Genomic DNA, 14,022 nt, shown 5'->3' on the forward strand with positions numbered 1-14,022 from the left:
TTACCGCGCCTCCTGCTCGCTGTCCGGGACGCGGGCCGCCCTGATCGGCAGCCGCTCCGTCCGATGCCGGCCGTCCCCCACCGACGGGACGGCGTGGGAGGCCCCCCCACCGCTCTGCTGGGCCGGGAGTTCGTGGTGGCCGCGCAGCGCGGTGTACGGCCCGTCCCACAGCGTGCCGTCGGTCCGGTCCCGCGGATCGGGGTCGACCAGCACCACACCGGCCACCGCGATCCGCTGGTCCGCGAGCTGCCGGGCCACGGTGTGCAGCCAGGCCGCGCTGCCGTGCCCGGCCCGCACCACGAGCACCGTCCGGGTGCCGAGGTACCGCAGGTCGGTCCAGGCCGTGCCGGGCGCCACCGAGCCGACGCCGAGGCGGCGCTCCCCGGGCGGCAGGGCCGCGGCACGCTCGGCGCCGACCACCGCGGGGTCTCCCGGCTTCGGGCGGCGGCCCGCGAGCTGCGGACCGGGCAGACCGTCGACGACGGCCACCGGGCCCTGCGCCGCCAGCACCCGGGCGAGGTCCAAAGCGATCCCGCTCGCGCTGCGCGCGCAGCCCAGTTCCAGCAGTGACACCGGTTCCGCGGAGGTGCGCACGGTGCGGGCCAGGGACCCGGTGAGCCGTTCCCGCACCGCCCGGGCCCGCCGGCGCCGCCACGGTCCCGGCCGGCCGGGCAGCTCGGCGACGACCGAGGCACCGAGGTGCGCCGCGATGTCCCGGCGCAGCACGGGACGGTCGGCCACCACCGTGCCGACGGCGGCCACCGCGAGTCCCAGGACGAGTCCGAGGACGAGCCCGATCACACCGTCCGTGGCAGCCGTCCCGGCCAGGGAGTGCCGCACCGCGTGCGGGGCGTCCACCACCTGTGTGCCGGCGACGAGCCGGGGCGTGCCGACGCGTGCCTCGGCGGCCCGCTGGGTGAAGTCGGCGATCCGGGACGTGAGTTCGGCCCGGCGGGTGAAGAGTGACTCCAGGTTCGCCGCCGCCTTCGGTCCGCTCTGCGGCGATCCGTCCCCTATGGCCTTGTTGACCTGGGTGAGTTCGCGCTGCAGCCGGTCACGCTGGTCGAGCAGGCTCTTGGACTCGGCGTCCGCGGCCTCCCGCATCCGCTTCACGTGGTCCGTGACGAAGGCGTCGGCGAGCGCCCGGGCGCGGGCCACCGCCTCGGCGTCGCTGTCGGCCGATGCCGTGATCTGCAGCAGGTTGTTGGTCAGGCCGACGCCCCCGTAGTCCTGCATGAAGTCCTCCGGCTTCACCGGGGACCCGAGGGACTTCAGGGCCGCGCCGGCGATGCGCGTGGTGTGCAGCAGCGCGACGTCGGTGCGGATCAGCGTTCCGGGGTCGTTCGGCTGGTCCTCCTGGTGCGCGACCAGCACCTTGGTCACCGCGGTCGGCCGCGGTGGCAGCAGGACCGCCACCGCCACACCCACGAGCAGCCCCAGAAGCGCCGCGCAGTACCACAGACGGCGCCGTCTGCGCACCGCCACGACCAGTGCCTGCAGGTCCAGCAGCGGAGCGGCGGCCGACGGCTCCGGTGTCGTACTCGTCGTCACCTCGTACCTCCCCCCGCGTCGGCGCCGACCGCGAGCGGCGGCCCGGCCGCGTCCCGGGGACGGCCGGCGCTCCGCGCCGCACGCACCCGGACGGTGCCGGCGACGACGATGCCGACGACCTTGTGCCGGGCGTCCGCGCACGCCTCGGTGACGCCGGCGAGCTCCCCCGCCGTCCAGCGGCCCGCGCTGACCACGGCCAGCACACCGGACTCGTGCTCGCGGTCCGGTACCACCGGCTCCGACAGCGAGACCTCCGCCACCCGCAGCAGCGGGTCGCTCCCCGCCGCGGCGACGAGCTGCTCGGCGGCCCGGCGGGCGGTCCCGTCACCGTCCGGTACGACGACCAGCAACCGCCGGGGGGCGGGCAGCCGGTCCCGGACACGGGCGCACACCCGCCGGTAGCGGAGCTGCCTGGCCGTCTCGTCGGACGAGTGCGGGGCGGGCATGTCCCACCGGACGTCGATGCCCAGCAGCCGGCGGATCCGGGTGCGCGGGCCACGGTCCTGCGGCCGTTCTTCCGGTACGTCGACGCTGCCGAGGACCGCCGAGCCCAGGGCCGCGGCGATCTCCGGTTCGGTGCGCGGGCGGCGGTTCAGCCGTGCGGCGGTGAGCAGGCCGATGAACCCGAGCAGCAGGAACAGCAGCGCCCCGCCGGCGGCGAGCTGCGTCCGTGTCGGCGGTGCCTCGCCGGCCGGCCGGGGCGCCGGCCCCATGACGACCATGCCGGCCTTGTTGGCGGCCGGGTCGGCCTGGTCCAGCTTGGTGATGGCCTCCTGCAGCGTGGTGCGCAGCTTCTCCAGGTCGGTGCGGGCCTGCACGCTCTCCACGGTCCGCCCCGGGTCGGCCGCGCCGGCCAGTTCCGTGATGCGACGGCTGGTCTGCTTCACCGTCTGCCGCAGCGCCTCCAGCTGGGCCGCCGCCTCGGGGTCGGTGTTGTCGCCCACGATCTCGGTGGCGAACGAGACGAACTGCCGGGCCACCTGGTCCGAGAGCTGCTGTGCGCGCTCCGGGGTCTCGGCCGTGCCGGAGATGTCGATGATGTTGCCGTCGGCTGCCCGGGCGCTCACCCGGTCCCGCAGCTCCCTGCCGTCGACCCCGGCCCAGCCGAGCTTGGCGGCAGCGCGGTCGGCCACCACCGAACTGGTCGCGATCTCCGTCTGGGTGAGCAGCTCGCGCTCCTCCCACGCACCCGGCAGCAGCACCGACGCCGACGTCGTGTAGCGCGGCGGGAACAGCAGCGAGGTGCCGTAGCCGGCGAGCGCGCCCACGAGGGCGAGGAGGACGAGGAGCCGCCAGCGGCGGCGGACCATCCGTCCGATCGTGACCAGGCGTATCGTGTCATCGCTCAACTGCGCTGCCTCTTCCCTGCGCGGATCCGGGGGCCGGCACCGCGGAGCGGTCACGGCAGGCAGCGGCGTAGGCGGCGAGCAGCGACGCCTGCGAATTGCGCCAGGAGAGCGGTCCGCTGACCCGCTCCCGGCCGATCTCGCCCATCCGGGCCCGCTTCTGCGGATCGTCCAGCAGCAGCGCGACGAGCTCGGCGAACCGCGCCTCGTCGTTGGCGGGCGCGTAGACGGCGGCGTCACCGGCGGAGACGCGCGCCTCCTTCAGGTCGAACGAGACGATGGGCCGGCCCATCACCATGTACTCCAGGACCTTGTTCATGGTCGACACGTCGTTGAGCGGATTGCGCGGGTCGGGGGAGAGGCACACGTCCGCGGTGGACAGGTAGCGCACCAGGTCGGCGTCCGGGATGCGCCCGGTGAACTCCACGTGGTCCGCGAGCCCGAGTCGCCGGGACAGCTCCACCATCTGGTCGAAGGTGTCACCGGCGCCGACGAACACCGCGTGCCAGTCCGTCCGCCCGACCTCCTCGCGCAGTCTGGCCAGGGCCCGCAGGGCGTAGTCGACGCCGTCCTGCGGGCCCATGACCCCGAGGTAGCACAGCAGGTGGGGCTTGCCGCGCTTCAGCTCCGGCTCGGCCGGCACCGGGCGGAACCGGTCGACGTCGGGCGCGCTGCGCACCACGAAGACGTCCCCCGGCCGCCGGCCGCCCCGGCGCACCGCGACGTCCCGGTAGCTCTCGTTCGTGGCGAGCACGACGTCCGCCGCCCGGTAGGTCAGCCGTTCCAGCGCGCACACGGCGCGGTAGAGCAGGTCCTCGCCGCGGTGGAACCGGGAGAGGTACAGCTCGGGTACCAGGTCGTGCTGGTCGAAGACGAACCGGGCGCCGCGCCGCTTCAGCCACAGCGCGGGCAGGAACAGCAGGTCGGGCGGGTTGCAGGCGTGGACCACGTCGACCGGGCCGACCTTGCGGGCCAGCCGGGCCGTGTGCCACAACGCCGTGCCGTACTCCCGCAGGTAGCCGGCCGGCCCTCCGGTGGCCGCGCGCAACGGGTAGCGGTGGATCCGCACCCCGTCGACCACGGCCTCGGCCTCCGTGTCCCGCTTCGTCCCGCGGGGGCAGATGACGTGCACCTCCCAGCCCGCGTCGCGCAGCGTCGTGCACTCCTGCCACACCCGCCGGTCGAACGGCACCGACAGGTTCTCCACCAGGATCAGCGCGCGCCGGCCCCGGCCGCCGCCGGTCGTGTCACCAAGCAAGGCCCAGGTACCCCGGTTCGGCCCGGCGCGCTTCGGCGTCGGGAAGGCGGACGAGGTCGACGATCACCGGAGCGTCGCCATGGGGGAGCGCCGACAGCACGGCCGGGTCCCGGGTGCCCACCAGGCACACCTCGCCGTGTTCGAGCACCTCCTCGACGGACTCCGCGAGCAGCTGCGCGAGGTGCGGCAGCCGGGTCTCGATGTACTCGCGGTTCGCGCCCAGCAGCCGGGAGAGGCTCACGTTGGCGTCGTAGATCTTCAGGTCGTACCCCTTGCCGAACAGCCGCTCCGCCAGCTCGACGAGCGGGCTCTCACGGAGGTCGTCGGTGCCGGGCTTGAACGACAGCCCGAACAGGCCCACCCGGCGCTTGCCGGTGCGCTCGACCAGCTCCACCGCGCGCTGCAGGTGGTCGGAGTTGGAGGGCAGCACGTGGGCGAGGATGGGCACCGAGACGTCGGCCCGGTGCGCCGCGTGGACCAGGCTGCGCAGGTCCTTGGGCAGGCACGAGCCGCCGAAGGCGAAACCGGGCCGCAGGTAGGCGGGGCTGATGTTCAGCTTGCGGTCCGCCAGGAACACGTCCATCACCTGGTGCGAGTCCACCCCGAGGGCCTGGCACACCGCGCCCAGCTCGTTCGCGAACCCGATCTTGAGGCCGTGGAACGCGTTGTCCGCGTACTTGATCGCCTCGGCGGTCGGGATCGGCACCCGGAACACCTCGCCGGGCAGGCCGGCGTAGAGCGCCGTCACCGCGTCACCGCTCGCCGGGTCGAGCTCGCCGATGACGGTCTTGGGCGGGTCGAAGAAGTCCCGCACGCTCGTGCCCTCGCGCAGGAACTCCGGATTGACGGCGATCCCGATGTCCGCCCCGGCGGTGCCGCCCAGGTACTTCTCCAGGATCGGCACCAGCAGGTTCAGGCAGGTGCCGGGCAGCATGGTGCTGCGGAAGACGACGGTGTGCCGGCCCCCTTGCCCGCCCCCCTCGGCGAGCGCGGCGCCGATCTGCTCGGTGACCCGTTCCAAGTAGGTCGTGCACAGGCTGCCGTTGGGCTCCGACGGCGTGCCCACGCACACCAGCGACACCTCGCTGCCCAGGACCGCCTCGCGCACGTCGCCGGTGGCGCGCAGGGCCCCGCTCCGCACGACGTCGGCGATGAGCTCGCCGATGCGCTCCTCGACCACCGGGGCCTTGCCGTCGTTGACCAGGTCGACCTTCACCTGGTTGACGTCCACCCCGATGACCTCGTGTCCCATGCTGGCCAGGCACGCGGCCGACACGCAGCCCACGTAGCCGAGCCCGAAAACGCTGACCTTCATGACTCGTTCCTCCCCCCAAGGCAGGCCTCCTGGCCTGCGGTTCGCATGCCGGGCCGGACGACGGCCCGGCACGCATTCAGTAGGCGCCCTGCCCGTGGAGCACCGCCCGCAGCGTCTTCCACAAGATCACTGTGTCCAGGGCGAGCGACCAGTCCTCCACGTACCGCAGGTCCAGCCGGACCGCCTCCTCCCACGACAGATCGCTGCGTCCGCTGATCTGCCACAGGCCCGTGAGTCCGGGTTTGACCAGCAGCCGCCGCCGGATGTCCGGGCCGTACGCGGCGCACTCCTCCGGCAGCGGAGGCCGCGGCCCGACGAGCGACATCGATCCGGTGAGGACGTTGAAGAGCTGCGGCAGCTCGTCCAGCGAGTACCGGCGCAGCACCGCTCCCACCCGGGTCACCCGCGGATCCCGGCGCAGCTTGAACAGCGGGCCGGCGCCCTCGTTGCGGTCGGCCAGCTCGGCCCGCGCCCGGTCGGCGTCGGGGACCATGGTGCGGAACTTGAGGATGGTGAACTCGCGCCCGTCCTTGCCGACCCTGCGCTGGCGGTAGAACGCCCCGCCCCGGCTGTCCACCAGCACGAGCAGCCCGACGAGCACCATCAGCGGCGCGAACAGCACCAGCAGGAGCGCGGCGCCCGTCCGGTCGACGACTCCTTTGACCGCCCGGCGGCCTCCGGTGAAGGTCGGCATGCTGACCCGCAGCAGCGGTATGCCGAGCACCGCGTCGACGTGCAGCCGTGGGCCCGCCACCTCCATCAGCACGGGGGCCACGACCATCTCGGCCTCACTGCCCTCGAGGTTCCAGGCCAGCCGCTGCAGCCGGTCCGGTGACCAGTGCGGGTCCGGGGTGACCGCGACGACGCGGTAGCCGTCGTGCCGGACGTGCTGGGCGACGTCCGGCAGCCGGCCGACGACCGGCACTCCGTCCAGGTGGTCGCCGTCGAACCCGAGCCCGTCCGTCGTGCACACCGCCTCCACCCGCCAGCCGAGGTGGGGGAACTTGCGGGTCCGGGTGATCAGGTCGAGCACGGTGGCCGGGCTCCCGGCGGCCAGCACCGGCCGCAGGCACCGTCCTTCCTTGCGCTGCTTGTGCAGCCAGAGGCGCAGCAGATAGCGCGCGGTCATGGTGACGAGCGCGATCGCGGGGATCGCGACGAAGATCCAGAGTTTGATGTTCCGCGAGGTCAGGGCGATTCCGCCGAGAGCCAGTACGACAGTCGCCGTGAACAGTGAGCGGCCGAGCCGGCGGAATTCCTCGGCTCCCTGGCCGAGCACGGCCGGAGCCCACGCCCGGCTGACCGCGAGCGCCCCCAATACCAGCAGTTCGGTGCCGAAGGCGAGAATTCCCCACTTCTCGTGCCAGTTGGCCGCGTCCCGGGCCCCGAAGAAGTTGCCGATGGCCGCTACCACGAAGGCGGTGGCCGCGGTATCGCTGATGATCACGGTACGGCGGTACCGCTGTTCCCATTCGATCGCGGGCCGGCTGATCGCCCCGTTCTCCAGACGCCCGCGCGTCGACGGAAACGAGCTGACAAGTCCCCCTTGCCGCACAGAACCCCCCAGGTTCCCAGTGATTCGACGTTTTCGCCCAACACTGTTTGCTCCCCTCGGGAGGCCCCCGCCTCCCGCCCCCCCTAGCGCGTGACGTCCAGGGTGATTTCAAAAGCCCCAGGTGCTCCCCGCACCCGACGCCCTCTCGTGGCAGCAGTAATGGATCAACCCCCTGAGATCATTACTGGTCGCCTTGCCTCCCAACAGCTGAAGCACGGTCAATGTAGACCATCACAACGGCCATGGAGAGGGGATGTGTGTAATTCGTGTTCAAGGTTTGGAGCTTGATCAATTGAACGGTCACCCATCAAGGGCGCCTTCACGCCACCGCGCGCTCCGGCGGCCCGGCCGGCCGAACACCGTGGAATCGAGCCACTTCATGATCTGAGCTGGTGGATCACGAGAGACGGGGCGCTCTCCCGGTGATCGAATAGGAGATCCGTCGAACAGTGCCCCGTCGATGATCCTTTCCATTCCGGAGCGATCTTCGAACGTATGGGCGGGGAACTGAAGTCCAGTGCGCATGGCCGGAAACAATCCGTACGCCGGAAAGACCGGTGGGCAGTAGTCCGGTTGTCGCAGACACATTTCCGGCCCGCGCGCGGGGGACCTCAGCGGGGTGCCGCACCCTCGTCGGCCGGCAGGGGGACGGGCTGCGCTGCCGCGGCGGTGCCGCCCTTCCCGTGCGGGGGCCTGGTCCGGCCGGCCCGGTGCAGCGCCAGGTGGAGGGCCGGCATCAGGAGGCAGGTGAGCGCGGCACTGTGCCACAGCAGCGCGTCCAGCCGGCCCGCCGCCAGATAGGCGCCCGCGGCCACCGCGGCCAGCGCGCACACCGCACGGTCCACGATGCTCTCCACCGACAGCAGCGTGGCACGCGGCGCGTTCGCCGGCACGGCGTCGTTGACGAGCTTGCGCTGCACCGGGTAGACGAACCCGGTGATCGCGGCGAACGCGCACAGCAGGGCGACCACGGTCCACGGCCCGCCCACGGCGGTGCCCGCCAGGGCGGCGGCGAGAGCCACGCTCAGCAGGGACACCCAGACGACCGGCGGCACCCGGCGGCTCAGCCACTGCGGGCGGGCCGACGCCACCGCCTCGGCGACCGTCATGGCCGCGAGCACGCTGCCGTGCGCGCCCTCCCCGATGCCGTGCCGCAGGAGTACCGGCTGGAACAGGTTGACCTGGCAGATCCGGGACAACGTGAACACGGCGACGCCCTGGACCATGAGCAGGGCCAGCCACGGCGAGGACCGCAGGGCACGCAGGGCGGCGCCCGTGTCCCGCAGGAAGCCCGCGCCCGGCCGCGCCGGGGACCGCGGCCGGACGCCGGGGCCGCCCCCGGCGAGCCGCGGCAGGACGAGGGCGCAGCCGAGGGAACCGGCCGCGCTCGCCGCGCTCAGCACGTACGGGGTCTGCGGCGCCAGTGCCATCAGCGGCCCCACGAGCGGCCAGCAGACGACCTTGGCGCCGAGCCCCAGGGCCCGCGCCGTGCCCTCGGCCCGCAGGTAGTGGGCGCCGGCCCGCTCCGCGCGCAACCCGTCGTAGAGGTAGGCGCTCGCCGCGCCCGACGTCAGCGACCGGCCGGCCGCGATGGCCAGGAAGTGCGCGAGGAAACCGGTGTACGTGGGCGCCAGCACCGGCAGCAGGTTCGCCGCCGTCATCACCACCGCTCCCGCGCGCAGGCAGTTGCGGGCGCCGATGCGGTCGGCGACGATCCCGGTCGGTATCTCGAACAGGCAGAAGGCGATGTAGTAGATGCTCTGGATGCCGAAGATCTGCCCGTCGGACAGGCCGGCGTCGCGCTGGTACGCGTAGAAGACGGGCATCCACCACAGCAGGTTGAACAGCAACTGGAACCCGTTGTTCAGGCGGATGATCCGGCGGGCGGCCGGGGACGGCGCCGGCGCGGAGGAAGCCGACCGCGACGGGGACATACGGCGCCTCACCGGGCGTAGGGGCGGACCTGGACCAGGTGGAAGGTCCCCTCCGCGGTCATCAGCCACTCGATGTCCAGGGCCTCGTCGCAGTCGGCCTCGCTGAAGTGCGACTGCAGCAGGCGCCCCGTCAGCGCGAGCCGGCCCAGCGCGGTGCGTACCGCCGCCGGCAGGTCCTCGCGCGAGGAACCGAGGTCCACCGTGCGCCCGCCGCCCTCGACGGTGTTGTACAGGTACTGCTGGGGCAGGACGGTGCCGTCGACCACCCGCTCGGGCGACCCGGGGGTGCAGTTGAGGTACACGTTGCGGAAGTCCTCGGGCCGGGTCGGGTCGCAGGTCACCAGCACGCCCCCCAGCTCGGCGGGCGTGTACTCCTGGACGATCACCCCCATGTAGGTGTCGTCCAGGGGGATGCCCGCCTGGTGCCGCAGGCGCACGCTGCGCGGCGACAGCAGCGACGCCCACACCTGCCGTACCGCGTCCATGAGCTGGTCCGTGCCGTGCACCGTGGTGACCGAGTCGTAGATGCCGGCGGCGGAGAAGCCGGGCAGGTCCTCCGCGTTGGACGAGGAGCGCACCACCAGCCGGCGGCCGTCCGCGGTGAGGTCCGCCACGGAAGCGGTGATCGCCCGCGCCACCTCCTCGGGCATCGCCGTGGCGCACGTCAGGCGCTGCAGGTGCAGGGACAGCGAGTCGACCACGTCCAGCGCGTCGAGCTCCAGCGCCATCTTCAGCCTGCCGATGCCCTGTTGCAGCGCGGGCGAGGAGGTGAGGAACAGGTGGTGCAGCCGGAACGGCAGCGCCACCCCTCGCGGTGCGCGGACCGTCCGGGCCACGTGTTCCGCCGCGGCGGCCCGCAGCCGCTCCCGCGACGCGTCCGGCTCGCCGAGCCGGGCCGCGAGGTGGCCGAGGAGATCGGGCCGCGGCGGACGCGGGCGGGCGTGGAACCTCGTCAGGTCGGCGGTGCGGCTGTCCAGGACGTGGTGCAGTTCGCCGAGGTTGGCCGCCTTGGTGCCGTACCCGTCCCGGTCGGTGCGCCGCAGCCGGTGCAGCGCCAGGACCGGGGCCTGCCGGAGCAGCGGTGTCTCGATACGGATGCGCTGCCGGTGCCAGGCGGGCCGTTCCAGGGCCGGCGGCCCGGGCAGCCGTTCCAGGGTGACGGCGTCCTCGCGCACGCGGTAGCGCACCCACGCGCCGTCCAGGCCCTCGCGCCGCACGACGGCGTCGAGGTCGCGGACGATCGCGTTCGGGATGCCCCAGCCGGCGGCCAGCACGTTGGTGTGCGAAAGCGGCGTGGTGGGCGCGGTGTTGACGAATCCGGCGGCGCGGGGCACGTCGTCGGGCAGGCGGGGCATGGCGATGATGTCCGGCCAGCCGAGGTCCGCGGCGGCGCTCTCGTACTCGGCGGCGGTGCGGAAGTAGCGCAGCCGTCCCTCTGCCTCACCCGGGTTCAGGCAGGTGCGCGTCCGGTTGCCGAAGAGTTCGTGGCTGAGGACGCGCGGCACCCGGGCCTCGCCGATCGCGGCCAGTTCCTGTTCCTGGCCGTGGTTAGCGGGCTTCAGCAGCAGCGGCAGCCGGCCGTCCACCCGTCCGCGCACGAAGTGGTAGAACTCCTCCAGCAGCGGGCCGGGCATGGTGTCCGCCTCGGTGGTCTCCAGGACCAGGAAGGGCCGTTCGGAACCCCCGGCCTCCTCCTCCGTGTGCAGCGACAGCACGCCCAGCAGGAACCGGCGTTCGGGGTCCATGTACACCGAGGCGTTGAACGCGTCCAGCTCGGCGTCGAGTTCGTCCAGCGTCCTGCCGAGGACACGGGTCGCTATGTAGTCGACGTGGAAGGGGTGCACCCGGGTGTCGAGCAGGTGCCAGGTGTGCTCGGCGCGGTCCACGACCACCTTCAGGTACGGGTGACCGGCCAGCACCCCGGACAGCGCGCGGAACAGCGGCAGCGACAGGTTGGCGCCGACGACCGTCCGGTCGCCCGCGGCGTCCGGCACGCCCGTCTCGTGCAGTGTGCCCGTCATGCCCGCACCGCCTGGGTGACGTCCGTCGGCAGGATCCGCGGCAGGGCGTCCACCACCGCCGTGAAGTCGTCCACCACGGTCTGCGGCCGGTCGGCCGACAGCAGGCACACCGCCGCCATGGTGTTGGCGCCGGCGGCCGGGTCGTACACCGGCACCAGGGAGCCGTCCGGCAGGGAACTCTCGGCGACGACGGACAGCGTGCTGCCGGCGCCGACCGGGGCCGAGCGGACCACCGCGGCGGAGTCCCACCGGTGGCGGCGGGTCCACGGCGAGCCGTCCGCGTTCACGGCGAGCACCACCAGGGACCCGGCCGCACCGTCGGCGTCGTCCGGGGTCAGCGCCCGCGCCGGCCAGGCGGGAGCGCCACCGAGCAGCTGATCGGTGAACATGCCGATCAGGTCCAGCCCGAAGACCTGCTCGATCTGCGGCACCGTCATTGCGCCGCCGAACCGCGCGGCCGTCTCGATCAGCCACATGCGGCCGTCCGCGCCCAGCTTGATCTCCGTGTGCGTGCCGCAGTCCTCCAGGCCCAGGGCGTCCACGGCCTGCCGGGCCAGCTCCACGATCCCCGCCTGCGCGGCACTCCCGAGGGCCGCCGGGGTGATGCCGGCGCGCTCGGTGAACGGCGCCACCGTCGGCATCCGTCCGCTCACGCACACCGGGCGGAACACACCGCCGGCAACGACGCCCTCGACACTGACGTAGTCGCCCCAGCCGGAGCCGTCGAACCACTCCGCGGCGCAGCCGCTGACGATCTCCTCCACGATGAAGTCCCCGTCGGCCCCGGCCACGTGCAGCTCCGCGAAGCCGAGCAGCGCCGACTCCGCCATCACCGCACGCGACCGCTGCCAGGCCTCACGCAGGTCCCCGGGCGTGCCGATGATCTGGTGCGCGGTGGAACCGGCGCTCCACGCCGCCTTCAGCAGCAGCGGGAACGTCAACTCCGCTGCCGCGCGCTCCAGTTCGTCCTCAGTGGTGACCGAGCGGAACCGGGGCTGGGGCAGTCCGCGGCGCTCCCAGGCCGCGCGCATCAGCCGCTTGTCCCGGGCGAGCGCGGCGGTGGACCCGGCGCCCCGCAGCCCGAGCCGCCGGGACGCCTCGGCGACCGCCACCACCGCGTACTCCGAGAAGGTGACGACCGCGTCGGCACCCACCTCGCGGGCGCGGGCGGTGATGAGCTCGACCAGATCGCGTTCCTCCGTGCCGGCGCGGGTGACGACCGAGTGGCACAGCCGCGCGGCATGCGCCGCCACGCCGGCCGGCAGCTCGCTCAGTGCCAGCAGGTGCACCGCGGACCTCGCGGCCACCCGGCTCAGGGCGTGCCCCGCCGGGGGGCCGCCCTTGGCATGCACGTACAGCACCCTGCTCACGAAAAACCCAACTCCCTCGATCGTCCCGACGTCCCGGGCGCGGGCCGCGCCCGAAACGGCTGCGGCGGCCGGCGACGCCCCCCGGTCCGCAGTCCGCCGCGCCGCGCTCTCCTTCCAGCGAAACAGCCGCAACTCACCCCGCCGGCACCGCAATCCGCGGGGCGTTCAGGCAAATGCCGCAATGCCGCGACCGCGCATGACCGGTGCGCTACGGGATACGCATGAGGTGTCACTCACCGTGACATGGTGGACAATTGAAGGAGTTGGGCCGTGGACGAGGCCGATTTCAAGACGCTGCTCGCGCCCCTTCCGGTGTCCTGGTGGGAAGCCGACTGCGGGCAGAAAGTGGTCGACAGCGGAGGCGGCGCGTTCGCCGACGAGCGGACCGCCCGCCGCTTCCTGGAAGCCCTCAGCGCCGACCGCTCCGGACCGTCCGGGGACCCGGACGCGGGTCCCTACCAGACGTCCTTCGAGGGCCGCACCTTCGACGTCAACTGGCCGGCCCGGCAGGCCGGCGGCGCCCGGCAGGGCAGCAGGGGAGTGGCGGTCGAGGTGAGCGGCCGGCCGGAGCAGAACCCGTACGCCGCGTTCGCCGAGCTCACCCCGGCCGCGGCTTTCGTGCGCGACGCGACCGGCCGCTACCTGTGGGCCAACCACGCCTACGCCCACCTGTACGGCACCACGCGCGACGCCGTGATCGGCCGCCACCTCGCCGACGTCGACGGACCCGGCGACGCCACCCGGTTCCTGGCCCTGGACCAGGAGATCCTGACCGGCGCCGGTCCCGTACGGCACACCCTCGCCTACCGGCGCCCCGACGGCTCTCCCGGACAGGCCGCCGGGTACCGCTTCCCCGTCCGCTGGGCGGGCCGCCGCTGTGTGGCCGGCATCTACGTCGACGTCACCGACGCCACCCGGGCCCTGGACCAACGACGCCGCGCCGAACAGGACTTACGGACCCTGCGCGACCACAGCGGGCTGCTGTGCGCCCGCCTGTCCGCCGACGGACTGGTCGGAGAGGCCGGCACCACCGTCGCCGACCTCCTGCGCGTCCGCCTCCCCGAACTCATCGGGCTGCCCGCCGACCGCCTCCTCGCGCGAACACCCGAACGCGGGGCCCTGCACCGGATCTGGGACGACCTCGTCGGCGGCCGGCGCAGAAGCGCCCGGACCGCCGCGGTCCTGGTCGACGGGGACAGCGGGCTGCGCCGTGTGTGCGTCCACCTGAGCGCGGTGCCCGGTGGGGCGCAGCGCGTGTCCGGGGTGTGGGCCGTCCTGACCCATGTGGGACCGCGTCAGGAGGCGCAGCCGCCGCTCACGCCCACCCAGGTGCGCATCCTCGCCCTGCTGGCCGGCGGGCGCAGCAACGCGGACATCGCGCGGACGCTGCACCTGTCACGGCAGACGGTCGACTACCACCTGCGCCGCCTGCGCCACCTCCTGGGCGCCGCCACCCGCCCCGCCCTGGTCGCCCGCGCCTATGTGCTCGGCATCCTCTCCCCGCAGACCTGGCCGCCCCGGTCCACCAGCGCCGCGCACCCGCTCAGCCCGGTCTGAGGCGGCAAACGCCCCAGGACGCGCGGGCACGGGAAAATCACCGGGGACAGTTGCTCACCCGTGTGGTTATGATGCGCGGGATGAAGAACTTCTCCTCGTACGGATTGGGGGAATC

General features: G+C 73.3%; 9 protein-coding genes. 1 reads left to right on the forward strand and 8 read right to left on the reverse strand.

The window, feature by feature from the left end:
* From IE312_RS02030 to IE312_RS02065, 8 genes are all read right to left on the reverse strand, one after another.
* Positions 1-1,551, reverse strand: coding sequence for a Wzz/FepE/Etk N-terminal domain-containing protein (locus IE312_RS02030; protein ID WP_189977692.1), 1,551 nt, complete (start codon positions 1,549-1,551; stop codon positions 1-3).
* The gene (locus IE312_RS02035; RefSeq protein ID WP_189977693.1) at positions 1,548-2,900 is read right to left on the reverse strand and encodes a Wzz/FepE/Etk N-terminal domain-containing protein; all 1,353 of its coding nucleotides are present in this window, start codon (positions 2,898-2,900) and stop codon (positions 1,548-1,550) included. The genes IE312_RS02030 and IE312_RS02035 overlap by 4 nt, the downstream gene beginning before the upstream one ends.
* Positions 2,890-4,155 carry a glycosyltransferase family 4 protein gene (locus IE312_RS02040; protein ID WP_189977694.1) on the reverse strand — a complete coding sequence of 422 codons (1,266 nt, stop codon included), beginning with the start codon at positions 4,153-4,155 and terminating at the stop codon, positions 2,890-2,892. The genes IE312_RS02035 and IE312_RS02040 overlap by 11 nt, the downstream gene beginning before the upstream one ends.
* The gene (locus IE312_RS02045) at positions 4,145-5,470 is read right to left on the reverse strand and encodes a nucleotide sugar dehydrogenase (RefSeq protein ID WP_189977695.1); all 1,326 of its coding nucleotides are present in this window, start codon (positions 5,468-5,470) and stop codon (positions 4,145-4,147) included. The genes IE312_RS02040 and IE312_RS02045 overlap by 11 nt, the downstream gene beginning before the upstream one ends.
* Positions 5,471-5,546: 76 nt before the next feature.
* On the reverse strand, positions 5,547-7,025 hold the full coding sequence (locus IE312_RS02050) for a sugar transferase (RefSeq protein WP_189977696.1): 1,479 nt from the start codon (positions 7,023-7,025) through the stop codon (positions 5,547-5,549).
* A 611-nt stretch (positions 7,026-7,636) separates the two neighbouring features.
* A complete protein-coding gene (locus tag IE312_RS02055) occupies positions 7,637-8,959 on the reverse strand; it encodes an MFS transporter (protein WP_189977697.1) in 1,323 nt (440 codons plus the stop codon).
* Positions 8,960-8,967: 8 nt separating this feature from the next.
* Positions 8,968-10,980 (reverse strand): PEP/pyruvate-binding domain-containing protein, encoded by a 2,013-nt coding sequence (locus tag IE312_RS02060; protein ID WP_189977698.1) that lies wholly within the window; start codon positions 10,978-10,980, stop codon positions 8,968-8,970.
* Positions 10,977-12,350, reverse strand: coding sequence for an ATP-grasp domain-containing protein (locus tag IE312_RS02065; protein ID WP_189977699.1), 1,374 nt, complete (start codon positions 12,348-12,350; stop codon positions 10,977-10,979). Before IE312_RS02065 ends, IE312_RS02060 begins: the two co-directional genes overlap by 4 nt.
* Positions 12,351-12,620: 270 nt before the next feature.
* On the opposite strand from IE312_RS02065, the gene IE312_RS02070 reads away from it, so the two are divergent.
* A complete protein-coding gene (locus IE312_RS02070) occupies positions 12,621-13,907 on the forward strand; it encodes a PAS domain-containing protein (protein WP_189977700.1) in 1,287 nt (428 codons plus the stop codon).
* Positions 13,908-14,022: the final 115 nt, after the last annotated feature.

This window comes from Streptomyces capoamus (assembly GCF_014654935.1).
GTDB lineage: Bacteria > Actinomycetota > Actinomycetes > Streptomycetales > Streptomycetaceae > Streptomyces > Streptomyces capoamus.